The 24,323-nt window shown below is 43.9% G+C and carries 21 protein-coding genes; 17 read left to right on the top strand and 4 right to left on the bottom strand.

The features are described from left to right. Positions 1 to 24 precede the first annotated feature (24 nt). The 10 genes from msbA (at position 25) to pyrF (ending at position 9,252) form a co-directional block, all read left to right on the top strand. Positions 25 to 1,773 carry a lipid A ABC transporter ATP-binding protein/permease MsbA gene (msbA, locus tag BCU75_RS14100; protein WP_102474231.1) on the top strand — a complete coding sequence of 583 codons (1,749 nt, stop codon included), beginning with the start codon at positions 25 to 27 and terminating at the stop codon, positions 1,771 to 1,773. A 14-nt stretch (positions 1,774 to 1,787) separates the two neighbouring features. After that, entirely contained in the window at positions 1,788 to 2,795 is a 1,008-nt protein-coding gene (gene lpxK / locus BCU75_RS14095; protein WP_076676702.1) for a tetraacyldisaccharide 4'-kinase, read from the top strand. Next, entirely contained in the window at positions 2,776 to 2,955 is a 180-nt protein-coding gene (locus BCU75_RS14090; protein ID WP_004736429.1) for a Trm112 family protein, read from the top strand. Before lpxK ends, BCU75_RS14090 begins: the two co-directional genes overlap by 20 nt. Further along, positions 2,955 to 3,701, top strand: coding sequence for a 3-deoxy-manno-octulosonate cytidylyltransferase (gene kdsB, locus BCU75_RS14085; protein ID WP_102474230.1), 747 nt, complete (start codon positions 2,955 to 2,957; stop codon positions 3,699 to 3,701). The genes BCU75_RS14090 and kdsB overlap by 1 nt, the downstream gene beginning before the upstream one ends. Before the next feature lie 279 nt (positions 3,702 to 3,980). Continuing rightward, complete coding sequence (gene cmk / locus BCU75_RS14080) at positions 3,981 to 4,661, top strand: (d)CMP kinase (protein WP_102474229.1); 681 nt, start codon at positions 3,981 to 3,983, stop codon at positions 4,659 to 4,661. 106 nt (positions 4,662 to 4,767) lie between these two features. After that, positions 4,768 to 6,438: a 30S ribosomal protein S1 gene (gene rpsA, locus BCU75_RS14075; RefSeq protein WP_017057038.1), complete on the top strand. Its 1,671-nt coding sequence runs from the start codon at positions 4,768 to 4,770 to the stop codon at positions 6,436 to 6,438. A 121-nt stretch (positions 6,439 to 6,559) separates the two neighbouring features. Beyond that, the gene (gene ihfB / locus BCU75_RS14070; RefSeq protein ID WP_017073307.1) at positions 6,560 to 6,844 is read left to right on the top strand and encodes an integration host factor subunit beta; all 285 of its coding nucleotides are present in this window, start codon (positions 6,560 to 6,562) and stop codon (positions 6,842 to 6,844) included. Positions 6,845 to 6,973: 129 nt separating this feature from the next. After that, on the top strand, positions 6,974 to 7,246 hold the full coding sequence (locus BCU75_RS14065) for a LapA family protein (protein WP_004734544.1): 273 nt from the start codon (positions 6,974 to 6,976) through the stop codon (positions 7,244 to 7,246). A gap of 12 nt (positions 7,247 to 7,258) precedes the next feature. After that, complete coding sequence (lapB, locus tag BCU75_RS14060) at positions 7,259 to 8,434, top strand: lipopolysaccharide assembly protein LapB (RefSeq protein WP_102474228.1); 1,176 nt, start codon at positions 7,259 to 7,261, stop codon at positions 8,432 to 8,434. Positions 8,435 to 8,556: 122 nt separating this feature from the next. After that, positions 8,557 to 9,252, top strand: coding sequence for an orotidine-5'-phosphate decarboxylase (pyrF, locus tag BCU75_RS14055; protein ID WP_102466549.1), 696 nt, complete (start codon positions 8,557 to 8,559; stop codon positions 9,250 to 9,252). A 109-nt stretch (positions 9,253 to 9,361) separates the two neighbouring features. On the opposite strand, the gene miaE is transcribed toward pyrF, so the two are convergent. Together miaE and BCU75_RS14045 are read right to left on the bottom strand one after the other, a co-directional pair. Further along, on the bottom strand, positions 9,362 to 10,156 hold the full coding sequence (gene miaE, locus BCU75_RS14050) for a tRNA isopentenyl-2-thiomethyl-A-37 hydroxylase MiaE (RefSeq protein WP_277868911.1): 795 nt from the start codon (positions 10,154 to 10,156) through the stop codon (positions 9,362 to 9,364). A 102-nt stretch (positions 10,157 to 10,258) separates the two neighbouring features. Continuing rightward, positions 10,259 to 11,023 (bottom strand): DNA repair protein, encoded by a 765-nt coding sequence (locus tag BCU75_RS14045; RefSeq protein ID WP_076676694.1) that lies wholly within the window; start codon positions 11,021 to 11,023, stop codon positions 10,259 to 10,261. Between the two features lie 322 nt (positions 11,024 to 11,345). Here BCU75_RS14045 and cysB point away from each other — a divergent pair, with 322 nt between their 5' ends. Both cysB and BCU75_RS14035 read left to right on the top strand, forming a co-directional pair. Continuing rightward, positions 11,346 to 12,320, top strand: coding sequence for an HTH-type transcriptional regulator CysB (cysB, locus tag BCU75_RS14040; RefSeq protein WP_004734561.1), 975 nt, complete (start codon positions 11,346 to 11,348; stop codon positions 12,318 to 12,320). Positions 12,321 to 12,487: 167 nt separating this feature from the next. Continuing rightward, positions 12,488 to 13,696, top strand: a complete 1,209-nt coding sequence (locus tag BCU75_RS14035) for a methyltransferase (RefSeq protein WP_102474227.1) — start codon at positions 12,488 to 12,490, stop codon at positions 13,694 to 13,696. Between the two features lie 204 nt (positions 13,697 to 13,900). On the opposite strand, the gene ald is transcribed toward BCU75_RS14035, so the two are convergent. After that, positions 13,901 to 15,025 carry an alanine dehydrogenase gene (ald, locus tag BCU75_RS14030; RefSeq protein WP_102474226.1) on the bottom strand — a complete coding sequence of 375 codons (1,125 nt, stop codon included), beginning with the start codon at positions 15,023 to 15,025 and terminating at the stop codon, positions 13,901 to 13,903. 156 nt (positions 15,026 to 15,181) lie between these two features. Here ald and lrp point away from each other — a divergent pair, with 156 nt between their 5' ends. The 5 genes from lrp to serS all read left to right on the top strand — a co-directional run bounded on the left by lrp (position 15,182) and on the right by serS (position 22,564). Further along, positions 15,182 to 15,676 carry a leucine-responsive transcriptional regulator Lrp gene (gene lrp, locus BCU75_RS14025; protein WP_004734558.1) on the top strand — a complete coding sequence of 165 codons (495 nt, stop codon included), beginning with the start codon at positions 15,182 to 15,184 and terminating at the stop codon, positions 15,674 to 15,676. Positions 15,677 to 15,839: 163 nt separating this feature from the next. Further along, a complete protein-coding gene (locus BCU75_RS14020) occupies positions 15,840 to 19,022 on the top strand; it encodes a DNA translocase FtsK 4TM domain-containing protein (RefSeq protein WP_102474225.1) in 3,183 nt (1,060 codons plus the stop codon). A gap of 75 nt (positions 19,023 to 19,097) precedes the next feature. Beyond that, complete coding sequence (gene lolA / locus BCU75_RS14015) at positions 19,098 to 19,694, top strand: outer membrane lipoprotein chaperone LolA (RefSeq protein WP_102474224.1); 597 nt, start codon at positions 19,098 to 19,100, stop codon at positions 19,692 to 19,694. Between the two features lie 64 nt (positions 19,695 to 19,758). After that, positions 19,759 to 21,114 (top strand): replication-associated recombination protein A, encoded by a 1,356-nt coding sequence (locus BCU75_RS14010; protein WP_241905381.1) that lies wholly within the window; start codon positions 19,759 to 19,761, stop codon positions 21,112 to 21,114. A gap of 142 nt (positions 21,115 to 21,256) precedes the next feature. Further along, positions 21,257 to 22,564, top strand: coding sequence for a serine--tRNA ligase (gene serS / locus BCU75_RS14005; protein ID WP_004734554.1), 1,308 nt, complete (start codon positions 21,257 to 21,259; stop codon positions 22,562 to 22,564). A 111-nt stretch (positions 22,565 to 22,675) separates the two neighbouring features. On the opposite strand, the gene BCU75_RS14000 is transcribed toward serS, so the two are convergent. Next, positions 22,676 to 24,322, bottom strand: coding sequence for a response regulator (locus BCU75_RS14000; protein WP_102474222.1), 1,647 nt, complete (start codon positions 24,320 to 24,322; stop codon positions 22,676 to 22,678). Position 24,323 lies beyond the last annotated feature (1 nt).

Genomic DNA, 24,323 nt, shown 5'->3' with positions numbered 1-24,323 from the left:
ATTGTGAGAAAATTAAGCGATTCTATGTCAACACAAACAGATGAAACTACCTGGGTCACATTTAAAAGACTTTGGACTTATATTCGACTGTATAAGGCCGGCCTTGGTGTTGCGGTTATTGCGCTTATTATAAATGCCGTTTCTGATACCTATATGATTTCTTTACTGAAGCCTCTGCTTGATGAAGGTTTTGGTAACGCTGAATCTGACTTTTTACGCACACTCCCGATCATTATCTTTGCCATGATGTTCATTCGTGGAGTGAGTGGCTTCGTTTCAACCTATTGCTTGAGTTGGGTTTCTGGCAATGTAGTGATGGAGATTAGACGTAAAATTTTCAGTCACTTCATGCACATGCCTGTATCTTTTTTTGATAAAGAACAGACGGGCGCACTGCTATCTCGAATTACTTATGACTCAGAGCAAGTATCTGCTGCGACCAGTAAAGCTTTGGTGAGTATCGTTCGTGAAGGTGCCAGCATCATTGGTTTGCTGACGCTAATGTTTTGGAATAGTTGGCAGTTGTCTTTGGTATTGTTTGCGGTTGCACCAGTTGTCGCTTGGGCTATTACTATAGTTTCTAAGCGATTTAGAAAGATCTCTAAAAACATGCAAACCAGCATGGGTCATGTGGCTTCTTCGGCAGAGCAAATGTTGAAAGGCCATAAAGTGGTTCTCACTTATGGTGGTCAAGATATAGAGAAGCAACGTTTTGATCAAGTTAGCAACCAAATGCGCCAACAGAGTATGAAGTTAGTAACAGCACAAGCGGCAGCGAATCCAATCATTCAAATGATAGCGTCTATTGCAGTTGTGACGGTGTTGATCTTAGCTAGCTTTGACTCTATTCGAGCTGAGCTAACCCCCGGTACATTTACTGTTATTTTCTCTGCGATGTTCGGCTTAATGCGTCCATTAAAAGCACTGACGAGTGTAACGTCTCAGTTCCAACGTGGTATGGCGGCGAGTACTACCCTATTTGGTTTGATGGATTTAGATACGGAGCAAAACAAAGGTACGTTGAAGCCTAAAACCGTAACGGGTGAAGTTGCGGTAAAAGATGTGACATTTACTTACCAAGGTGCTGAGAAACCAGCGCTTAATAAGGTCAGTTTTAATATACCGAAAGGCAAGACCGTTGCTCTCGTTGGCCGTTCGGGCTCAGGCAAAAGTACCATTGCGAACCTATTTACTCGTTTTTATGATGTAGACTCAGGCTCTATTGAACTTGATGGCCACGACATTCGTGATTACGAATTGAGAAACTTACGTGAGCACTTTGCGCTTGTTTCTCAAAATGTACACCTATTTAACGATACGGTCGCAAACAACATTGCTTACGCAGCGGAAGAACAATATTCCCGAGAACAGATTGAACACGCGGCTAAGCTTGCTCATGCAAGTGAGTTTATCGAAGGCATGGAAAATGGCATTGATACAGTTGTGGGTGAGAATGGTAGTACTCTATCAGGTGGCCAAAGACAGCGTATTGCTATTGCAAGAGCGTTGTTAAGAGAGGCTCCAGTATTGATTCTTGATGAAGCCACATCGGCTTTGGATACTGAATCAGAGAGAGCGATCCAATCTGCGTTAGAAGAACTGCAAAAGGATAAGACAGTATTGGTTATCGCTCACAGACTCTCTACTATCGAACAAGCCGATGAGATCTTAGTGGTTGATGATGGTCGTATTGTAGAAAGAGGTGCACACGCGGAGCTAATCGCGCATGATGGCGCTTATGCACAACTCCACCGAATTCAGTTCAGCGGATAAGATTAGGTCTTGTTGTGATCGAAAAGATTTGGTTTAACAATCATCCGTTAAAATACCTTCTTTGGCCGCTACTGTGGCCATTGAGTCTGCTTTTTAAAATGATCAGCGGTCAAAGACGTGACGCTTATCTATCCGGTAAAAAAGAGACCTACCGTCCGCCCTTACCAGTAATTGTTGTTGGTAATATTACCGCTGGTGGTAATGGTAAAACACCGGTTGTTATTTGGTTAGTTGAGGTGCTTCAAGCTAGCGGCTTCAAGCCGGGAGTAGTTTCTCGAGGTTATGGAGCAAAAGCGCCAAGCTACCCGTTAGTATTAGATGAAAACACACCTGCTGAACACTCTGGTGATGAACCTCGTTTAATTCGAAAGCGAACAGGTGCGCCTGTCGCAGTCGATCCTGTGCGTGCAAATGCGGTAAAGGTTTTGTTGAGCGAAGGGGTTGATGTCATCATCACGGATGATGGCCTACAACATTATGCACTTGAACGCGATATTGAATTTGCGGTTATCGACGGTGCGAGACGCTTTGGTAGTGAATGCCTAATTCCTTTGGGTCCATTGAGAGAGCCGATATCTCGCTTAGATGACGTGGATTTTTTGGTCAACAATGGCGGTAGAGCGCAAGGACGAGAGTTTTCGATGTCTTTGCTACCAAGCCAAGCAGTTAACCTGAAGACTGGCCAGAAAACGTCGGTAGCAGAATTACAGAAGCTTGTCGCTTTTGCTGGTATTGGTCATCCACCGCGCTTTTTTAAAACATTAGAAGATCTTGATGGTGATGTGGTTTACACACAGGGCTTCGCTGACCATCAAGATTTTGACAAAGATGAACTTCATGCCTTAGCAAAAAAGGGTATGAATATAATTATGACAGAAAAAGACGCTGTAAAATGCGAACACTATGCGCAAGACAACTGGTGGTATCTTCCGGTTTCTGCTCAGTTCGATGAAGAGTCGCAACAGCAAATTTTAAAAAGAATAAAAGAGGTTATGGAATACTATGGATCACCGTCTGCTTGAGATCGTTGCTTGCCCTGTATGCAAAGGTAAACTAACTTTTGATAAGGATAAGCAAGAGCTTGTTTGTAAAATTGATCGCCTTGCTTACCCAATCAAAGAAGGTATTCCTGTTCTTCTTGAACCTGAAGCTCGTACCGTTTCAATGGATGAGGGTAAGTAATGTCTTATACGGTTGTTATACCTGCAAGATATCAATCGAGCCGCTTACCTGGTAAGCCTCTCGCTGATATTGGTGGAAAGCCGATGATTCAATGGGTATACGAACAATCAATGAAGGCGGGTGCTGATAACGTTATTATCGCTACCGACGATGCTCGAGTTGAAAAAGCGGCTAAAGCATTTGGCGCGACCGTTTGTATGACATCACCTAATCATGAATCAGGCACTGAACGCTTAGCTGAAGTGATTGAAGTAATGAAAATTCCTGATGATCATATTATCGTTAATGTTCAAGGTGATGAACCACTTATCCCACCTGCGATCATTAATCAGGTTGCGAATAACCTTGCGAACAGTACAGCACCGATGGCAACACTAGGTGTGGAAATTACTCATGCTGATGAAGTGTTTAACCCTAATGCCGTAAAAGTTGTGACCGACAAAGACGGGTACGCTCTATACTTTAGCCGAGCAACCATCCCTTGGGATCGCGATGCTTACGCGAACAACGGTACTGTAGCTGAATCTCCATTGCTTCGTCATGTTGGTATTTATGCTTACCGTGCGGGTTTTATCAATACTTATATCAATTGGGAACCAAGTACCCTTGAGCGCATTGAATGCCTAGAGCAGTTACGCGTACTTTGGTATGGTGAAAAAATCCATGTAGATGTTGCGGTTGAGGCACCTGCTGCTGGCGTTGATACGCCTGAAGACCTAGAAGCGGTTCGAGCTATTATTGGCTAAGCTTCGTTGAGATGTTTACTGAACACCGCTGAGCCTTGTTTATTGCGAGGCTTTTTTATGTATATAGAAAATTGCGTACGTGTCTTATTGATCTAAGCTCGCGTATTGACCTGAGCTCGTGGATATTGAGCCGGTTGCATTAGTTTCTGCATCATCAACTCTGAATTATCTGAGATTTACCTCGCTCGACTTCCAATTTTTCTCTATAATATGCCGCCTATAAAGTAGTGGCTAATTGCTAGTACAGAATAAAACTTACGACAAAACGTGGAGTAAAAGATGCCTTCTCAAAGCCCAGTTATTACGGTTGATGGACCAAGTGGTGCAGGTAAAGGTACCCTGTGTATGTTGCTAGCAGATAAGCTAGGCTTTCATCTTCTAGACTCAGGCGCGATCTATCGCGTATTGGCTTTAGCGGCAATTCACCACGGTGTGGATACTGAATCAGAAGATGCTTTAGTACCCCTTGCGACACATTTAGACGTGCAGTTTATTGCTGAAGGCGACTTAGTTAAGGTTATCTTAGAAGGTGAAGATGTGTCAGGTGAACTTCGTAAAGAAGAGACCGGCATGGCAGCTTCAAAAGTGGCCGCTTTACCTCGCGTTCGTGAAGCACTGCTTCGTCGTCAACGCGCATTCAGCGCAGCGCCTGGTTTGGTTGCTGATGGCCGTGACATGGGAACGGTTGTGTTTACTCAAGCTGAAGCGAAAATATTTTTAGATGCAAGTGCTGAAGAGCGTGCGAGTCGCCGCCTTAAACAGTTGCAACAGAAGGGGTTAGATGTTAAATTTGACGACCTTTTGAGCGAGATCCAAGAGCGAGACGATCGAGATCGTAATCGCCCAGTGGCGCCACTTCGCCCTGCAGAGGATGCTCTAGTGCTTGACTCCACCTCAATGAATATTGAGCAGGTAGTAGAAAAAGCACTACACTATATTGAATCGAAACTGGCTGGGTAATTTCGCCGAGCTAGTACGAACGTTGGTCGCAAGGATGATGACCGGCGAATTTATCAACCCCATGCGGTAGGATACCCATGGACGTTTAATTATTGAAGATTAAATAATGACTGAATCTTTTGCTCAACTCTTTGAAGAGTTTCTATCTGAAACTGAATTCCAACAAGGCAGCATCGTTAAAGGTACTGTAGTAGCTATCGAGAACGGTTTCGTTCTTGTAGATGCTGGTCTTAAGTCTGAATCTGCTATCCCTGCTGAACAATTCAAGAACGCTGCTGGCGAACTTGAAGTTGAAGTTGGTGCTGAAGTAGACGTAGCTCTAGACGCTGTTGAAGATGGTTTCGGTGAAACTCAACTTTCTCGTGAGAAAGCTAAGCGTCACGAAGCTTGGATCGTACTTGAGAAAGCTTGCGAAGAAGCTGAAACTGTTGTTGGTATCATCAACGGTAAAGTTAAAGGCGGTTTCACTGTTGAACTTAACGGTATCCGTGCTTTCCTTCCTGGTTCTCTAGTAGATGTACGTCCTATCCGCGACACTGCTCACCTAGAAAACAAAGAGCTAGAGTTCAAAGTAATCAAGCTAGACCAGAAGCGTAACAACGTTGTTGTTTCTCGTCGTGCTGTTATCGAATCTGAAAACAGTGTTGAGCGTGACGAACTTCTTGAAACTCTACAAGAAGGTACTGAAGTTAAAGGTATCGTTAAGAACCTTACTGACTACGGTGCATTCGTTGATCTTGGCGGTGTTGACGGTCTTCTACATATCACAGATATGGCTTGGAAGCGTGTTAAGCACCCATCAGAGATCGTTAACGTTGGTGACGAAATCCTAGTTAAAGTTCTTAAGTTCGATCGTGAGCGCACTCGTGTTTCACTAGGTCTTAAGCAACTTGGCGAAGATCCATGGGTAGCAATCGCTAAGCGTTACCCAGAAGGTCACAAACTTTCTGGTCGTGTTACGAACCTAACTGACTACGGCTGCTTCGTTGAAATCGAAGAAGGCGTTGAAGGTCTAGTACACGTTTCTGAAATGGATTGGACTAACAAGAACATCCACCCTTCTAAAGTTGTTAATGTTGGCGACGAAGTTGAGGTTATGGTTCTTGATATCGACGAAGAGCGTCGTCGTATCTCTCTAGGTCTGAAACAGTGTAAAGCTAACCCATGGCAGTCATTTGCAGAAATGCAAGCTAAGGGCGACAAAGTTACTGGTAAGATCAAGTCTATCACTGACTTTGGTATCTTCATCGGTCTAGAAGGCGGTATCGACGGTCTTGTACACCTATCTGACATTTCTTGGAACGCTGCCGGCGAAGAAGCTGTACGTGAATACAAGAAAGGCGACGAAATCTCTGCTGTTGTTCTAGCAGTAGATGCAGAGCGTGAGCGTATTTCTCTTGGCGTTAAGCAAATGGAAAACGACCCGTTCAACGCATACGTTGCTGACAACAAGAAAGGTGTTCTTGTAAACGGTACTGTAACTGCAGTTGACGCTAAAGGCGCTACTATCGAGCTAATCGAAGGCGTTGAAGGCTACCTACGTGCTTCTGAAGTTTCTCGTGACCGTATCGAAGATGCATCTCTAATCCTAAGCGTTGGCGACAGCGTTGAAGCGAAGTTCACTGGTGTAGACCGTAAGAACCGCGTAATCAACCTATCTATCAAAGCTAAAGATGAAGCTGATGAGCAAGAAGCAATGGCTTCACTGAACAAGTCTGATGAAGGCGCGTTCGGTAACGCAATGGCAGACGCATTCAAAGCTGCTAAAGGCGAATAATAGCTTCTCATTAAGAGAATTATAGCTATATAGCCAAGAAAGGAGCCGCAAGGCTCCTTTTTTTTTGCTTATTTTTCCGATAGGTCTATAATTTCTAAAAAGAAAACCAACGAGGGTAACTATGACTAAGTCTGAATTGATTGAAAGACTGTGTGCTGAGCAAACGCATCTTTCTGCAAAAGAAATTGAAGACGCTGTAAAAGACATTTTAGAGCACATGGCTTCAACACTAGAAAGTGGTGACCGAATCGAAATTCGCGGTTTTGGCAGCTTTTCTCTGCATTTCCGTGAACCTCGTGTTGGACGTAATCCTAAAACTGGTGACAAGGTTGAGTTGGAAGGTAAATACGTTCCTCACTTTAAACCAGGTAAAGAGCTACGCGAACGAGTAAACTCAGGACTGTAGACTACTTATCGGAATTAAGAAAAGCGGCATACTATAATGTATGCCGCTTTTTTATGACCATAATATGGTGGTCTGATTAGTAATTTTCCTGCATAATCGTACAGCTAACTAACCAATGAGTGATGAACTATGAAAATTATAAAAATAGTCGCCGTTATCGCCCTTTTCTTAATTGCACTGGCTTTAGGCTCTCAAAATCAAACAAGCGTGAATTTCAACTATCTGCTAGCGCAAGGTGATTTCCATCTATCAAGCTTACTGGGTGTTGTCTTTGTTTCAGGCTTTGGTCTCGCTTGGTTAGTATTCGGTAATATGCACATGCGATCTCAACTGAGAATTCATCGTTTGAAGAAACAACTCAATAAGCAATCAAAGCAGGTAGCTGCTGATACCAAAGCTTAAAGGTCTTATTTGATGTTAGAGTTACTGTTCTTGCTCTTACCTATTGCCGCCGCTTACGGTTGGTATATGGGTAACCGTAACGCTCAGCAAGAAAAACAGAAACAATCACACCAGATTTCCCGTCAATACGTGACGGGTTTGAACCTATTACTGTCAGACCAGTCAGACAAAGCGGTTGATCACTTCATTGAACTCCTTCAAGTCGACAATGAAACCATCGATACCCACTTGGCTTTGGGCAACTTGTTCCGCTCAAGAGGCGAAGTCGACCGTGCCATTCGTATTCACCAAAATCTTATCTCTCGTTCGGGATTAACTCTCGATCAGAAAAACCTAGCACTGCAACAATTAGCTAAAGATTATATGGTCTCTGGCTTTCTCGATCGCGCCGAAAAAATCTTTGAACAGCTTGTAGAAGAACCCGATCACAAAGAGGGTGCTCTACAGCAGTTGGTTGCTATTTATCAGCAAACTCGAGAGTGGAACAAAGCTATTCACTACGGGAATATCTTAGTTAAGCTCGGTAAGAAGAAAATGAAGATGCGTGCGACAGTTGCACATTTCTGGTGTGAACTTGCGATGCAAGATCAAGCAGATGGTCATCGTTCTAAAGCACTTCAGCATTTCAAAAAGGCACTTTCTGAAGATCCTAAATGTGTTCGTGCTAGCATTGCTTTGGGCAAGTTCCATTTAGCGAACGAAGACTACCAAAAGACAATCGACTGTCTGGAATCGGTACTTGAGCAAGATATCGACTTTATTAGTGAGGTGTTGCCAACCCTTGCTGAGTGTTACCACAAGCTTGGGCAAGAGGCTCAATTGGTCGAGTTCCTTAAAGCTTGTATCCAGAATAAAGCCGGTGTATCCGCTGAACTGATGCTCGCTCAATTGGTTGCTCACCATGAAGATGTTGGCTCTGCTCAAGAGCTACTAACAAAGCAGCTTGTCAAAAATCCAACCATGAAAGGTTTTTATCGATTAATCGATTATCACCTAGCTGAAGCAGAAGAAGGTCGTGCGAAAGACAGCTTAACCACACTTCAATCTATGGTTGGTGAACAACTCAAGGTTAAGCCTCATTATCGTTGCCGTCAGTGTGGTTTTTCAACACACTCAATGTATTGGCACTGCCCTTCATGTAAGGGGTGGGGAACGATCAAGCCTATTCGTGGGCTTGATGGTGAATAGATTCGTGGTCATTTTAAGACCAAATTATTAATTGCAGCTTTCGGGCTGCATTTTTATGACTGTTATTTATGGCCTGATTGGTATAAATATTTTGTAGAAAGTTAACTGCGTTAGGAGATGAAATGAACGACCAAAAAATCATTGTAGCATTGGATTATGATAACCAAGCGGATGCGTTAGCCTTTGTTGATCGTATTGACCCAGCATCTTGCCGTCTAAAAGTGGGCAAAGAAATGTTTACCTTGTTTGGTCCTGAATTTGTTCGTGAATTGCATAAACGTGGTTTCTCAGTATTTTTGGATCTTAAATTCCACGACATCCCGAACACATGTTCGAAAGCTGTACGAGCTGCCGCGGAGCTAGGTGTTTGGATGGTGAACGTACATGCAAGTGGCGGTGAGCGCATGATGACGGCGTCTCGCGAAATCTTGGAACCGTATGGCAAAGATCGTCCGTTGCTAATTGGCGTGACAGTACTGACCAGTATGGAGCAATCTGACTTGGCGGGTATTGGTTTGGATCTTGAGCCACAGAAGCAGGTGATGCGCTTGGCATCTCTGACTAAAAGCTCAGGCTTAGACGGCGTTGTATGTTCGGCACAGGAGGCTTCTTTATTGAAAGGTGCTCTTGGTCAAGAATTCAAGCTAGTAACGCCTGGTATTCGTCCTGTAGGCGCTGATGTTGGTGACCAGAAGAGAATCATGACGCCTTCTAAAGCTATTGAGTCAGGTTCTGACTACCTTGTTATCGGTCGTCCTATCACTCAAGCGATAGACCCTGCTGCTGTGCTTGCAGAGATCAACGGTACGCTAGCTTAGGTTTGCATTAGAAAGCTATTCAAATAAGAAGGAAGGCCAGCAAATTGCTGGCCTTTTCATTTGTGTACGAGATACAGAATTGGTCTGGATTTGAGTTATCTTGTCTAGTCTAAACCGGAGCGCCGCTATGGAACTTAAAATCGCTGTCTTCTGAAATGATAAGATCAGCTTCTACTTGCGCGAAATGAGCAATACGCTCGGAGATATCTTTTCCTGCGATCTGTTCCGCTAGCTCAAGGTAATCTTGGTAGTGACGAGCCTCTGAACGAAGCAGAGACACGTAAAACTTCTCCATATCTTCTTCCAAGAATGGAGCCAATTTAGCGAAACGCTCGCAAGAACGAGCTTCAATAAATGCACCGATGATGAGTTTATCAACTAGAGCATCAGGTTCGTAAGTTTTAACTTGCTTGATTAAGCCCTTAGCGTAGCGACCCGCTTCAATCGGTTGGTAAGTCACGCCTTTCTTTACCATCAATTCCATGACTTGGTAGAAGTGATGGAGCTCTTCTTTGATCAGCAATACCATCTTATCGATCAGGTCAGTACCGTAATTGCAGCCTTCTTTCGCTGTGATTTGCTTTGATACGTTGCTTTTGCCACGTAGAGACTCTAAGTCTCCGATACGACGGTAAGCAAATTGCTCGTAGGGCAAAATCCATTCATTCAGTTGCTTCGCGCTTTCTTTATCAACTGCGTACTTGCGGATAAGGAACAAAGCACTCTGTGCCGCCTTAAGCTCACAAAGCATGTGATCGCGTAGAATGATGTGAAGGTTTTCAGGCTTTTTGGCTTCATCGATCCATGAATCTGGCGTTTCAGCTTTAAGAAAAGAGTGGATTGGAGCTAATAATTCTTGATACATGGTCAGGGCAAGTTTGTTGATAATGCGGGATTTTATCACAGCTCAAGAGATCTCCCTATACAGAGAAAGGAAATTCAACAGCTACAAAAAAGGCCGCTAATTTATTGTAAATAAGCGGCCTTTAAGTATTGCGTTAGATTGTTACCATTTTTTCTTCTGACCGAAGAGGGCGTCCATGTCTTCGTCACGCTCTTTAGATTCGATCTGTTGTAAATCTTGTGCGTTTTTATCTTGGCGCTTCTGATCAAGATCGTTAAGCATCTGCTGAAGCTTTTCTTTCGCTTGAGTAGAGTATGAATCGTTCTTAGTTGCTAATGCGTCGATACCTTTACGCAGTAACTGAATTGCTGTGCCTGGCTGTCCGCGCGAAATCGAGTCGTTTGCACGCTTGATAACATTTTCGATGTTGATGCGAATTTGAATCGTCTCTAAACGAGCGTTTTCAACCACATAAGCTTGGGTCTCGAAGCGGCCTTTATTGTGCTCGTTACGGACTGTATCACGAAGACGCTTAACTAGCTTCAGCATCATGATCGCTTGTTTGTCACTGCTTGGAACGCGGAAAGTAGTACTTTCACCGCCTTGGTAGTTCTCTTTAAGCTGAGTGATTTGTTGTTTTACGCTTTCGATGCGTTGGGCAAGCTGCTTGTTTTTAGGATCGAGTTGATACATGTTTTCTAATGCATCAAGAATTCGATTGTTTAAGCATATAAGAAGATCTTGGCTAAAAGGCATGTGATGAGCATTGCCAATCAAATCTTCTGTTCCGTCAATAATGGTTAGATAACGAGAGGCTTCCTGTTTCTTCGCTGTTTCTACCTTAACTTTGTATTGAAGCATGATGTTGTAGCCTAAAACCAACACCAAAAGAACGGCGACTAAGGCGATTATTAAACCAATATTCATATATTTGTGTCTGCTTGTTGTTTTCTATAGCTAACTTGAGAGGATACACGATTCCATTGTGTATCGGCACTCGTAAATTGCAATTTCTGATTATCTCTTGTTGAGCACAATCGGCAATCAAAACTTACTAACTAATGTATGAGAATGAGGTGTGGGTTGCAAAGCGTTAGTGATGTTTTTGTTTGTTAGGCTAGAAAAACTCAATATTTCTGTCATTTTGGTTCTCGAAACGTTATAACTATTAATTATATTACACGAGACTATAAAGCTCTATTTGCAAATAAGTTAGCGCAGAAATGAGTAAAGGATTACGAGGTTAGATATGAAGTTACAGCAACTGAAGTACATTGTTGAGGTTCTAAACCATAACCTAAATGTTTCAGCGACTGCAGAGAGTTTATACACATCTCAGCCTGGCATTAGTAAGCAAGTTCGATTGCTTGAAGACGAGCTAGGCATTCAGATTTTTGAGCGTAGCGGTAAACACTTAACGCAGGTTACACAAGCCGGTGAGGATATTATTCGTATCTCTCAAGAGATTTTGGCACGTGTAGAGAGTATTAAAGCAGTAGCGGGTGAGCATACTCATCCTGAGATGGGCACATTGAATATTTCGACCACTCATACTCAAGCTCGTTATGCGCTCCCTGATGTGATTAAAGGTTTCACGGCGCGTTATCCAAAAGTGTCGCTTCACATGCACCAAGGTACGCCAAGCCAGATGTCAGAAGCGGTAGCTAAAGGGACTGCGAACTTTGCGATTGCAACGGAAGCGCTGCACCTTTATCAAGATGCAATTATGCTGCCTTGTTATCACTGGAATCGTTCAATCGTCGTAACTAAAGATCATCCTCTTGCACAAAAACGAACTATCTCTATTGAAGATCTTGCCGCTTATTCTCTCGTGACTTATGTATTTGGTTTTACTGGCCGTTCTGAGCTTGATACTGCGTTCAACAAAGTAGGATTAACACCGCGTGTTGTGTTTACCGCGACGGATGCAGACGTAATTAAAACTTATGTTCGTATGGGGATCGGGGTCGGCGTAATCGCAAGCATGGCGATTGACCACGAACAAGATACAGACTTGGTTGCTATTGATGCGAGCCACCTATTTGGTGCTAGCACAACCAGCATTGGTTTTAGAAAAGGCACATTCCTGCGTTCTTACATGTTTGATTTTATGGAGCGTTTTGCACCACACTTAACTCGTCCTGTGGTTGAGCAAGCAATTTCTTTGAAATCGAATGAAGAGATCGAAGAGATGTTTAAAGACATCGACCTACCTGTTCGCTAAGGTTCATAGTCTTTAACTCGATTCCCAATCGGCCTGTTTACAGGCCGTTTTCATTTGAGCTCGGTTTTGGTTTACTTACTGATAGCCTGTCTCTATAACCTCGATTTGTATCCTTCCTTTCCATTTCAGTCTCTTACCCCTACAATCCACGCACCATAGGGGGAAGCATGCATTCACGATTTACAATACTCGACTCATTCTTGTTAGAGCACCAAGTCTATTGGCGTTCGGAGCCTTTTCATCTATGCCAAACTCACCATCAACCATGGAAAGATGTGAATCGTCCACTTGTCGATTGGTTAGAAGGTTTGAGTATTGAACGCATTCAAACGCTAAAAGAGCAGCCTCAGCTTTTGGTCGAGGAACTGACTCGTTTCCTCCCTCAGTTAGATGTAGCTAACCAAAATATCCAGTTTGATAATACGGCTTTAGTTGGATTAGACCTCCCTCGTGGTACTGCTGATGGTATTCCCGGCAGAAAGCTGCAACAAATCGTGTCGATGGGAGAGGCTGCACTTGAACACCACCATGGTAAAGAGTGGCTTGAATGGTGCTCTGGTAAAGGCTTTTTAGGTCGCATTTTATCTCAACAATCTAATCAAAAAGTCACTAGCTTTGAATGGCAGCAATCCTTATGTGAAAGCGGCCAAAAGATTGCAGATGACCAGAAGCTAGAGATGAACTTTGTTCAAGGTGATGCTTTTTCAGAAAGCGCAGAGGATGTGTTTAATTCAAACCAACACGCTGTCGCGCTTCATGCTTGTGGTGATCTGCATGTTGAGTTAGTTAAAAAGTCTGTTTCTCATGGGTTATCGGCGGTAACTATTTCCCCTTGTTGTTACCACCTTATTCGTGATGAGAACTACCAAGCGATGTCATTCGTTGCGAAAAACTCTTCATTAACATTGAACAAGAGCGACTTAAGAATTCCACTTCAAGAAACCGTCACTGGTGGTGAGAGAGTCAAGAGGCACCGCCAGTTAGAGATGAGTTATCGTTTGGGTTTCAGTGAGCTGCTTAAAGCTGAATTTCATATCGACGAATACATTCCGGTGCCAAGTATTAAAAAGTCAGAGTTATCTAAGGGTTTTGAATCATTTTGCCGCTGGGCATCTGAAGTGAAAAAAATATCGCTTGGCTCAGACGTCGATTTTGATTTCTACTTAGCCCAAGGTGAGACGCTTTTCTGGGAAATGGAGAAGTTGAGCTTAGTACAACAAGTATTTAGACGCCCATTGGAGATATGGTTGGCCTTAGATCGTGCCATCTATCTGCAAGAACAAGGCTATGAAGCTTCGATTGAAGAGTTCTGTGAACGCAGTATTACGCCAAGAAACCTATTGATTCATGGGGTTAAAGTCGAGCGTTATCAGTAAACAGAACTGTTGCGTGTTTTACGAGCTAAACTCATAAACGCAAAACAAAGTCATAAATGAAAAATGAAGCTATAAATACAAGACAAAGCTATAAATGCAAAAAAGCCAGCGCGACATGATGTCGTACTGGCTTTTTGTTTAATGTGTATGAGTAACTGAACGCTTCAACGAGAAGGTTATTGCGTTCAGTTAGTCATTACATCATTAGTTAAACATTGCGATTGCTTCAGCTGGGTCTACATATTCTAGGTCAAAGCTCTCTGCAACTTCTTTGCAAGTTACTTTACCGTGGATAACGTTGAGACCTTCTAGGAAACCTTCATCAGATAGAAGTGCTTCGCGGTAGCCTTTGTTCGCTAGCTTAACAATGTAAGGAAGTGTTGCATTGTTTAGTGCGTAAGTAGAAGTACGAGCAACGGCACCTGGCATGTTAGCTACACAGTAGTGAACTACATCATCAACAATGTAAGTTGGATCTGCGTGAGTCGTTGCGTGTGAAGTCTCGAAACAACCGCCTTGGTCGATTGCAACGTCAACAACTGCTGAACCTGGTTTCATCTTAGCGATGTGCTCTTTTGTAACCAGTTTAGGCGCTGCTGCACCTGGGATCAGTACTGCACCAATCACTAGGTCTGCTTCTAGAACATGCTTCTCAATAGCGTCTTCAGTAGAATAAACCACTTTTGCGCGACCTTGGAATTCTTCATCAAGACGACGAAGCGTATCTACGTTACGGTCAAGAATCGTCACATCAGCGCGAAGGCCAACTGCCATACGTGCTGCGTTAGCACCCACAACACCGCCGCCAACAACAACAACTTTCGCTGGTTCAACACCAGGAACGCCACCAAGAAGAAGACCACAACCACCGTTAGATTTTTCTAGTGTTTGTGCACCTGCTTGAATAGACATGCGACCAGCGACTTCAGACATTGGTGCTAATAGTGGCAAGCGACCCATATTATCTGTTACAGTCTCATAGGCTACGCAGACAGCTTTGCTCTTGATTAGCTCTTCCGTTTGTGGAAAATCTGGTGCAAGGTGTAAATAGGTAAATAATATTTGCCCTTCACGAAGCATAGCTCGCTCGACAGCTTGAGGTTCTTTAACCTTTACAATCATCTCTGCTTTCGCGAAAACGTCAGCAGCAGTAGGAAGAATGGATGCGCCTACAGCGATGTAATCATCGTCTGAAAAACCGATACCAGTACCGGCATTGGTTTCAACAAAAACTTGGTGGCTATGTGAGGTTAGTTCTCTCACGCTAGCTGGGGTCATACCAACGCGGTATTCGTGGTTCTTGATTTCCTTCGGTACGCCAATGATCATCCTGACTCCTCATTATATTATGGTTGTTTTATCTATGTGTAGGGTAATTCTGTCGAATTAATATCTAGTATAGATAGGTTCAGATAGAATTTGATACCGAATATTAAAAAGTTGTAGTATATTTTTTTGCAAGGAAGTAATAAGGTGGAATAAAAAATGGCAGACAATTATAAGAAGCCGTCCAAGGAACTAGATCGTATTGACCGCAACATTCTTAATGAGTTGCAAAAAGACGGTCGTATCTCAAACGTTGAACTATCAAAACGAGTAGGACTTTCTCCAACTCCATGTCTTGAGCGTGTTCGTCGTTTAGAACGTCAAGGTTACATTACTGGGTACACAGCGTTGCTGAACCCACAGTACCTTGATGCTTCACTTTTAGTGTTTGTTGAAATTACGTTGAACCGTGGTGCTCCAGATGTGTTCGAACAATTCAACACTGCTGTGCAGAAACTGGATGACATCCAAGAGTGTCATTTAGTGTCGGGTGATTTTGACTATCTTCTAAAAACACGTGTATCTGATATGGGTGCTTACCGTAAGCTACTGGGTGATACGTTACTTCGTCTACCGGGCGTAAACGACACTCGAACTTACGTTGTAATGGAAGAAGTGAAACAAACCAATCAACTTGTGATTAAAACTCGTTAGTCACAATTGGTGAAATGAAAGAAAGCGGACATTTGTTCCGCTTTCTTGCTTTCTGGAATTGGGTTTTTCTGTTTGATATGGTTAAATCAACAGTAGTTTCATTGAAACGGGCGGCTTTCGTCGCTCGAGATGTTTTTATTCCGTTTAATTATTAAGTTGGTTTATGTTCAAGCAGAGCAGTAATAAAGTAGAAACAATCATTAAAACGAGTGAAGAGCCTCAGTCTCCTCGTTTGAATGGCTCTCAACGTTTAAAAGAGTGCAGTCTGATTCTGGGTGTTCTCTTCTCTATTCTACTTGCCGTAGCGTTATTAACTTTTAGTCCTGCAGACCCGTCGTGGTCGCAAACGGCTTGGGGGGGCGATATCCAAAATGCGGGTGGTTACGTTGGTGCATGGTTGGCAGATACGCTTTTCTTCGTATTTGGTTCACTGGCTTACCCGCTTCCTATATTAGTGACAGTTGCTGCGTGGGTGTTGTTCCGCAAACGCAATGAAGACGAGCAGATCGATTTCATGTTGTGGGGGTCTCGCTTACTTGGCCTTACTGTCCTTATTCTTACTAGCTGTGGTCTAGCCGATATCAACTTCGATGATATTTGGTACTTTTCATCAGGTGGTGTCGTGGGTGACGTATTAACAAGCCTTGCGCTTCCCACGTTAAATGTTCTCGGTAGTACGCTGGTCCTTCTTTTCTTATGGGGAGCTGGCTTGACGCTATTAACCGGGATTTCTTGGTTAAGTATTGTGGAATGGCTAGGCGAATGTGCCATTAAATTTTTTACATCTGCTGTTAATAAGGCTCGTGGCCAAGATCAAGAGCTACTTGAGCCTGAATTGAAAGAATCGACAGACAGAGATTCTCTAACAGAACGTCATCAAAAGCCGACTTTCCGTGATGTCCCTGCGTTAGAAGACAATCTTATCGAAGGTAAGGCTATAGAAGGGTATAAAGAAGCAGAACAAGATCAGCTCGACCCTACGATGAGCTTCTCTGCGACCAACGACTCTTCAGACACTGGCGTAAATGCGTTGGACAATAGTGCAACACAGAAGCGTCATTACAATATCCATATGCCAGTAGAGTCTCCAGCTAAGCCAGAGGCTCCTACTTATGAAGTACCGCAAGTTCAATCTGAAACTAAACCAGAGCAACCTATCTCTGTCGCTCCTATTTATCAAGCGCCAGAAGAGCCTTTAGAAGAAGGTATTGAGCGCTCGAAGCAGTTGAACGCGACTATTGAGCAGTTAGAAAACGCTGCTATGTATGAAGATGATCTTGCTGAGCAAGATCAGACTGATGCTCACGAATCTCAGGCTGCGTACCAACAATACATGCAGAACGACCAACCAGACGTTATTCCTACTGATATTGGCTTTGAAAGTGCTGAGTTAGCAGTCGATCGCATTCCAGAAGTTGATCGCACTTCAGAAGTTGAGGGCGAATTTGATACGGAAGATGTTCAACCTGAATCGTTATACGCTTCACCAATGGGTGAACCAGAAGAACCAAGCGAAGACGATTTCTCAGTACAAGCATCACCGTTTGATGTGGCTGAAGAACAAAGTTATGAACAGTCTACAACGTTCGAGTCTGTATCGACTGAAGAAGATAATGCAGAGCAACCTGAGTCTTTAGTTAATCAACAAAATAATTCAGAATTTGAGCAATCAAACGAACAAACTCAAGAGCCAACGGTTGATCTTCCATGGGAAGAGGTAATAGAAGAAGAGCCTCTGCACCAAGATCAAGATGTAGCGGCATTCCAAAACCTTGTCTCTGAAGCACAAGCGAACATGGCGGCGACACAAAACCCATTCTTGGTACAGAAAGATGTCAACTTGCCTAAACCTGCCGAACCATTGCCAACGCTTGAGTTGTTGTTCCACCCTGAAAAACGTGAAACCTTTATTGACCGCGATGCACTAGAGGCGATCGCTCGTCTTGTTGAATCGAAGCTAGCGGACTACAAGATCAAAGCTGATGTGGTTGATATTTTCCCTGGTCCTGTCATCACTCGATTCGAACTCGATCTGGCTCCGGGCGTCAAAGTAAGCCGTATTTCTGGCCTTTCTATGGACTTAGCTCGTTCGCTTTCTGCATTGGCAGTACGTGTCGTCGAGGTAATACCGGGTAAACCTTATGTTGGTTTAGAATTGCCGAACATGAGCCGTCAAACCGTATTCTTCTCTGATGTGGTGGGCAGCCCTCAGTTCCAAGAAGCAAAGTCACCAACGACCGTTGTTTTAGGGCAAGACATCGCTGGTGAAGCGGTTATTGCTGATTTATCGAAGATGCCACACGTTTTGGTTGCAGGTACAACCGGTTCTGGTAAGTCGGTCGGCGTGAACGTGATGATCTTGAGTATGCTTTACAAGGCATCACCAGAAGACGTTCGCTTCATCATGATTGACCCGAAAATGTTGGAATTATCTATCTATGAAGGTATTCCACATTTGTTGTCTGAAGTCGTAACTGACATGAAAGATGCGTCTAACGCCCTTCGTTGGTGTGTAGGTGAAATGGAACGTCGTTACAAACTGATGTCGGCTCTAGGTGTCCGTAATATTAAAGGCTACAACGACAAATTGAAGATGGCGTCGGAAGCGGGTCACCCGATTCATGACCCTCTGTGGAAGCCTGGCGACAGCATGGATCCTGAAGCGCCACTGTTGGAAAAACTGCCGTATATTGTGGTTGTCGTTGATGAATTTGCCGACTTAATTATGGTAGTCGGTAAGAAAGTTGAAGAGTTGATTGCACGCTTGGCGCAGAAAGCGCGTGCGGCTGGCGTTCACTTGATATTAGCAACTCAACGTCCTTCGGTTGATGTTATTACGGGTCTTATTAAAGCAAACATCCCGACACGTGTTGCCTTTACCGTATCGACCAAAACGGATTCAAGAACCATTCTTGACCAAGGCGGTGCAGAATCACTACTTGGTATGGGTGATATGTTGTACTTGCCACCGGGTTCAAGCCACACAACTCGTGTACACGGTGCGTTTGCGTCTGATGATGATGTACACGCGGTCGTGAACAACTGGAAAGCACGTGGTAAGCCAAACTACATAGATGAGATCACTAACGGCGACCAAACCCCAGAAACACTATTGCCGGGTGAGAAGATGGAAGGTGACGAAGACGTTGATCCTCTGTTTGATCAAGTCGTTGAACACGTGGTTCATTCACGCCGTGGTTCAGTTTCTGGTGTGCAACGTCGATTCAAGATTGGCTACAACCGTGCCGCTCGAATTGTCGAGCAATTAGAGGCTCAAGGTATTGTCAGTGCTCCAGGACATAACGGTAACCGTGAAGTCTTAGCGCCAGCGCCACCAAAAGATTAGTTTCACTAGGAACTCACTCCCACTAAGTCGGTCAAATCAAAAATACGACCGACTTATGTTCTAACAGGATTATTGATGAAAAAAGTATTCGCACTTTTATTTATGAGCTTCTCAGTATTGGCTTCTCCGAAAGAAGAGTTGAGTAGCCGCTTGTCGCTGAATGCAGGCTTCAGCGCTGACTTTAAACAAGTCGTAACCAGCCCTGACGGTGATGTTGTGATGGAAGGCGAGGGTACGGTAGAGATTGCTCGCCCTAGCTTATTCCGATGGGAAACTACTTTCCCTGATGAAAACCTATTGGTATCTGACGGTCAAAGCTTGTGGTACTACAGCCCATTCATTGAACAAGTGAGCATTTACTGGCAAGAACAAGCCACATCGCAAACGCCTTTTGTATTGCTGACTCGTAACCAAGAAAGCGATTGGGATAACTACAACGTCGCGCAAACGGGTAACCAATTTACGCTAACGCCAACGGCTGTGGATTCTAATCAGGGTGATTTCCAGATTAATATTACTGAAAAGGGCATTGTTCAGGGCTTTAATGTGATTGAACAAGACGGTCAGAAAGGTGAGTTTACCTTTAGCAATGTTGATTTAGGTAAACCTGCAGCAGACCGCTTTACTTTTGTGGCACCGGAAGGTGTCGAGATCGACGACCAAAGAAACTGATCTAATGAAGCAGATCATTTGGTAGTACGTCGATAGGCACAGATGCCATCAACGAATCAAGAGATTGCAATTGAGTAATTACAGCTTAGATTTTGCAGGGGACGAAGATTTTCGTCCCCTTGCTGCTCGTATGAGACCTGAAACTGTCGAACAGTACATCGGTCAGCAGCATATATTAGGCCCAGGTAAACCACTTCGTAGAGCATTGGAAGCGGGCCATATTCATTCGATGATTTTATGGGGGCCTCCTGGCACCGGTAAAACCACGCTGGCGGAAGTGGCAGCAAACTATGCGAATGCTGAAGTTGAGCGCGTATCAGCGGTAACTTCGGGTGTTAAAGACATACGTATCGCGATTGAAAAAGCGCGTGAAAACAAACAAGCAGGGCGCAGAACGATCCTGTTTGTGGACGAAGTCCATCGCTTTAACAAAAGTCAGCAAGATGCCTTTTTGCCACACATTGAAGATGGCACCGTGACCTTTATTGGCGCGACCACAGAAAACCCATCCTTTGAACTGAACAACGCTTTGTTGTCACGTGCGCGTGTTTACAAGCTGACTTCGCTTCATACCGATGATATTTCTCTCGTTATTCGCCAAGCTATTGAAGACAAGCAGCGCGGTCTGGGTGATGTAACGGCTGATTTTGCTGATAACGTCTTAGATCGCCTCGCTGAACTGGTCAACGGTGACGCACGTATGTCGCTCAACTATCTCGAGCTGCTGTATGACATGGCAGAAGACAACGACAAAGACGAGAAAGCGATAACGTTACAGTTGCTGGCTGAGGTAGCAGGGGAGAAAGTCGCTCGCTTTGATAATAAGGGCGATATTTGGTACGACTTGATCTCCGCTGTTCACAAATCGATTCGCGGTTCAAACCCTGATGCGGCGTTGTATTGGTCAGCAAGAATGATTGCTGCGGGTTGTGACCCTTTGTATATCGTAAGACGCTTGCTGGCGATAGCTTCTGAAGATATCGGTAATGCTGACCCAAGAGCAATGCAGGTCGCAATGTCCGCTTGGGACTGCTTCACTCGAATTGGTCCTGCCGAAGGTGAGCGTGCTATTGCACAGGCGGTTGTTTATCTTGCGTGTGCACCAAAGAGTAACGCCGTTTACACCGCTTGGAAGCAAGCCTTAACGGATGCACACAATCTGCCTGAGTATGAAGTTCCTCATCATTTACGAAATGCCCCCACAACTTTGATGAAGGACATGGGCTACGGGCAAGAATACCGTTATGCTCATGACGAACCTGGTGCCTACGCGGCTGGCGAGAAGTACTTGCCTCCTGAAATGGGAGAGAAGCAATACTATTTCCCAACAAAACGAGGCTTAGAGACCAAAATTGGCGAGAAGCTAGATTATCTGGCGGATTTGGACGCAAAAAGCCCACAAAAACGCTATGAAAAGTAGTCTTTTTTGGATATCGTTACCTAGTCATAAAAATTCAATTAAATCGTTATAAATTGGTCGAAATAGCACCAGTTTTAGGGGTTTAGCAGTGATTCAGTAGCAATCTACTGAATATTCAAATAACTAAAGCATAGGATTAGCAATGCTGGATTCTAAATTACTTCGAGCTGAGCTGGATGAAACAGCGGCAAAATTAGCACGTCGAGGCTTCACCCTTGATGTAGAGACAATTCGTGAACTTGAAGAAAAACGTAAGTCCCTTCAGATGAAAACTGAAGAGCTACAAGCGTTACGTAACTCTCGATCGAAGTCCATTGGTCAAGCGAAAGCAAAAGGCGACCATGAAGAAGCTGAGCGTATCCTTGCAGAAGTAGGCAACTTAGGCGCAGAACTAGACCAAGCTAAAGTAACATTGGCTGAGCTTCAATCTGAGTTAGAAACGATCACAATGTCGATTCCTAACCTACCTGACGCAGAAGTGCCAGATGGTAAAGATGAAGACGACAACGTAGAAGTTTCTCGTTGGGGTCAACCTAAGACTTACGACTTCGAAGTGAAAGATCACGTGGATCTTGGCGAAATGTCTGGCGGTCTTGATTTTGCTAGTGCAGTTAAAATCTCTGGTTCTCGTTTCATCGTGATGAAAGGCAAATTCGCACGTCTACACCGTGCTATTGCTCAGTTCATGCTGGACCTTCACACTGATGAGCACGGCTACACAGAAATGTACGTACCGTACCTAGTGAACCACGATAGCCTATACGGTACTGGTCAACTTCCTAAGTTCGGCGAAGACTTGTTCCACACAAGCCCGCTAACTGAGCAAGTAAGTGATGTACCTCTTAAGACTTTATCGCTTATCCCTACTGCAGAAGTACCGGTAACGAACATGGTTCGTGACACGATTACTGATGAAGCTGAACTGCCACTTAAGATGACAGCTCACACTCCATGTTTCCGTTCTGAAGCGGGTTCTTACGGTCGTGACACTCGTGGTCTTATCCGTATGCACCAATTCGACAAAGTTGAATTAGTACAAATCACTAAGCCAGAAGACTCAATGGCAGCGCTTGAAGAGCTAACAGGTCACGCTGAGAAAGTACTTCAACTTCTAGAGCTTCCGTACCGTAAAGTGATTCTATGTACTGGTGACATGGGCTTCGGTTCTGCGAAAACTTACGACTTAGAAGTATGGGTTCCAGCACAAGAGACTTACCGTGAAATCTCTTCTTGTTCAAACATGTGGGATTTCCAAGCGCGTCGTATGCAAGCTCGTTTCCGTCGTAAAGGCGAGAAGAAACCTGAACTTGTACACACACTAAACGGTTCTGGTCTTGCTGTTGGTCGTACTATGGTTGCGATTCTTGAGAATAACCAAGAAGCTGACGGCCGTATTGCTATCCCAACAGTACTTCAGCCATACATGGGCGGCGTAACGCATATCGGTTAATCTAACGTTTTAGGCATTGCCCTAAAATAGATGACTCAAAAGGCTTTGCTGTTATGGCAAAGCCTTTTTCGTTTCTGGAGGTTACCAAAGCTGATATTACATCAACAGAAGCTACATATAAGAGAAGTTCGCTTTTGCTTCATTATCTGCTTGTTTGCAGGCCAGCAAGGCTTTGCGATAGTAATTTTGGTAATTGTTTTTAGTCAGCTCATCTAGGGTATACAGCTGTGTAATGACCTCATCACATTGCTGAATAATACTCAGAACCTGTTTAGCTCCCATCGAATCAGGCCAGATAATAGAGAGTAGCTTTACGATGTTCATGCACACGTTCTTGATCATCGGACAGCGCTTATGAATATCTAAGTAAGCCCCTAGTACCAGCTTGTAATCCGAAGGCGCTTGTTTGATCGTGATGTTTTTCTGCTTTAGCCATTCCATCTTTTCTGTGTTTCGGCGCTTCATTTCAGCGCACATGGTCATCTGACTCGATATCACCGTCTCATTGGCCGTTTTGATGATCAACATGGCACAACGGTTGTCTGCGACTTTGAATTCATTCTCACAGCTCATCTTGTCGAGTAACCATGTGTGATGATAAATGACAGGAAAGGCATTGAAGTCATTCTTGTCGTGCAGCGTGGTCAAAATGGTGACAGCTTTTCGGTACTGTTTTGATTCCATTGCAATGTGCGCAGCTATAAGCGCTAGGTCCACTTGTAACTCGGTTCTTTCCTCCGTTGGTATCTTTGATATTAGGTAGTTAACCTGATCCAACGTTGCTTGGTTGTTTACTTCATCAGACGAGCAATAGAGTAAAAAGCGAATATGATTGAGTTTCATGTAGAGATTATCGCGAAAGGTATCTCTATTGATTTGTATATAGTTTTGATAGTGAGCCAGTGCTGACTTTGAATCGTTGACTGATAAGCATAAATTGGCGATGGCTAACTCTCTCTCAGAGTTACCGGGTGTGAGCTCACTGGCTAACTTAAAATGAACAATGGCGTCTGGCACCTTGTTGCTGATCAGATTCACTTGAGCCGCTTGGTCTTGGTACAAAGTGCTAGAGGGCGCAGAGTCGATTAAACTCTCGATCATACATTGCGCTTCATCGAGTCGACCTAAATTCGCAAGGCTGTTTGCTAATCCTGCCTGTGCCCAATCAAAACTACCTTCATCAAGTGCATTCTCATAGACACGTTTGGCTTGTTCATAGAGCTTGAGTTTAGAGAGGAAACTGCCTTTAAATTGTTGAATGGTGGCAAAGTACTCTGGGTGAAACGCGATAAGTTCTTCACAGTATTCAAGCCCCTGTTCGTAGTTGTTGTCGCGTTCGGCTTTATAGATGTTTTGCAACACTGACTTTTTGGTGAGTGAGCTTGTGATGCGTTGTTTCAACGTTTCACGGTTAAATGGTTTTAATAGATAGTTGTCAGGTCTGAGCTCGAGTATTGGGCGTATGGTCAGTGCTGAGTTCTCGCCCGTTACTAGGATAAATATCCCGTCATCTTTTAATCTTTTAGACTGTTTCAACTCTTCAAAGAGCTGTTTGCCGTTGATGGTGTTACCAAAGTTGTAGTCACAAATAATCACATCAAACGTTGTATCGCTTGTGATAGCCATAGCGATGCGTGGTGACTTGGCGATTGAAATCAGTCGCTCTGAAAACCCGATGTGGACTAACATGTTACGGATGGTCGATAGCACTATCGCAGAGTCGTCAACGATGAGTGCATTTAAATGAGTTAATTTCATG

Source organism: Vibrio splendidus (assembly GCF_002873455.1).
Taxonomy (GTDB): Bacteria; Pseudomonadota; Gammaproteobacteria; order Enterobacterales; family Vibrionaceae; genus Vibrio; species Vibrio splendidus_J.
Note: the sequence above shows the minus strand (reverse complement) of the source record. Positions and strands in the feature narration are given on the sequence as shown.

Excerpts from the sequence above, each read along its gene's own strand:
- msbA (WP_102474231.1), top strand. The coding sequence starts at position 25 with ATGTCAACACAAACAGATGAAACTACCTGGGTCACATTTAAAAGACTT.
- BCU75_RS14090 (WP_004736429.1), top strand. The coding sequence starts at position 2,776 with ATGGATCACCGTCTGCTTGAGATCGTTGCTTGCCCTGTATGCAAAGGT.
- kdsB (WP_102474230.1), top strand. The coding sequence starts at position 2,955 with ATGTCTTATACGGTTGTTATACCTGCAAGATATCAATCGAGCCGCTTA.
- cmk (WP_102474229.1), top strand. The coding sequence starts at position 3,981 with ATGCCTTCTCAAAGCCCAGTTATTACGGTTGATGGACCAAGTGGTGCA.
- rpsA (WP_017057038.1), top strand. The coding sequence starts at position 4,768 with ATGACTGAATCTTTTGCTCAACTCTTTGAAGAGTTTCTATCTGAAACT.
- ihfB (WP_017073307.1), top strand. The coding sequence starts at position 6,560 with ATGACTAAGTCTGAATTGATTGAAAGACTGTGTGCTGAGCAAACGCAT.
- BCU75_RS14065 (WP_004734544.1), top strand. The coding sequence starts at position 6,974 with ATGAAAATTATAAAAATAGTCGCCGTTATCGCCCTTTTCTTAATTGCA.
- lapB (WP_102474228.1), top strand. The coding sequence starts at position 7,259 with ATGTTAGAGTTACTGTTCTTGCTCTTACCTATTGCCGCCGCTTACGGT.
- pyrF (WP_102466549.1), top strand. The coding sequence starts at position 8,557 with ATGAACGACCAAAAAATCATTGTAGCATTGGATTATGATAACCAAGCG.
- BCU75_RS14045 (WP_076676694.1), bottom strand. The coding sequence starts at position 11,023 with ATGAATATTGGTTTAATAATCGCCTTAGTCGCCGTTCTTTTGGTGTTG.
- cysB (WP_004734561.1), top strand. The coding sequence starts at position 11,346 with ATGAAGTTACAGCAACTGAAGTACATTGTTGAGGTTCTAAACCATAAC.
- BCU75_RS14035 (WP_102474227.1), top strand. The coding sequence starts at position 12,488 with ATGCATTCACGATTTACAATACTCGACTCATTCTTGTTAGAGCACCAA.
- ald (WP_102474226.1), bottom strand. The coding sequence starts at position 15,025 with ATGATCATTGGCGTACCGAAGGAAATCAAGAACCACGAATACCGCGTT.
- lrp (WP_004734558.1), top strand. The coding sequence starts at position 15,182 with ATGGCAGACAATTATAAGAAGCCGTCCAAGGAACTAGATCGTATTGAC.
- BCU75_RS14020 (WP_102474225.1), top strand. The coding sequence starts at position 15,840 with ATGTTCAAGCAGAGCAGTAATAAAGTAGAAACAATCATTAAAACGAGT.
- lolA (WP_102474224.1), top strand. The coding sequence starts at position 19,098 with ATGAAAAAAGTATTCGCACTTTTATTTATGAGCTTCTCAGTATTGGCT.
- serS (WP_004734554.1), top strand. The coding sequence starts at position 21,257 with ATGCTGGATTCTAAATTACTTCGAGCTGAGCTGGATGAAACAGCGGCA.
- BCU75_RS14000 (WP_102474222.1), bottom strand. The coding sequence starts at position 24,322 with ATGAAATTAACTCATTTAAATGCACTCATCGTTGACGACTCTGCGATA.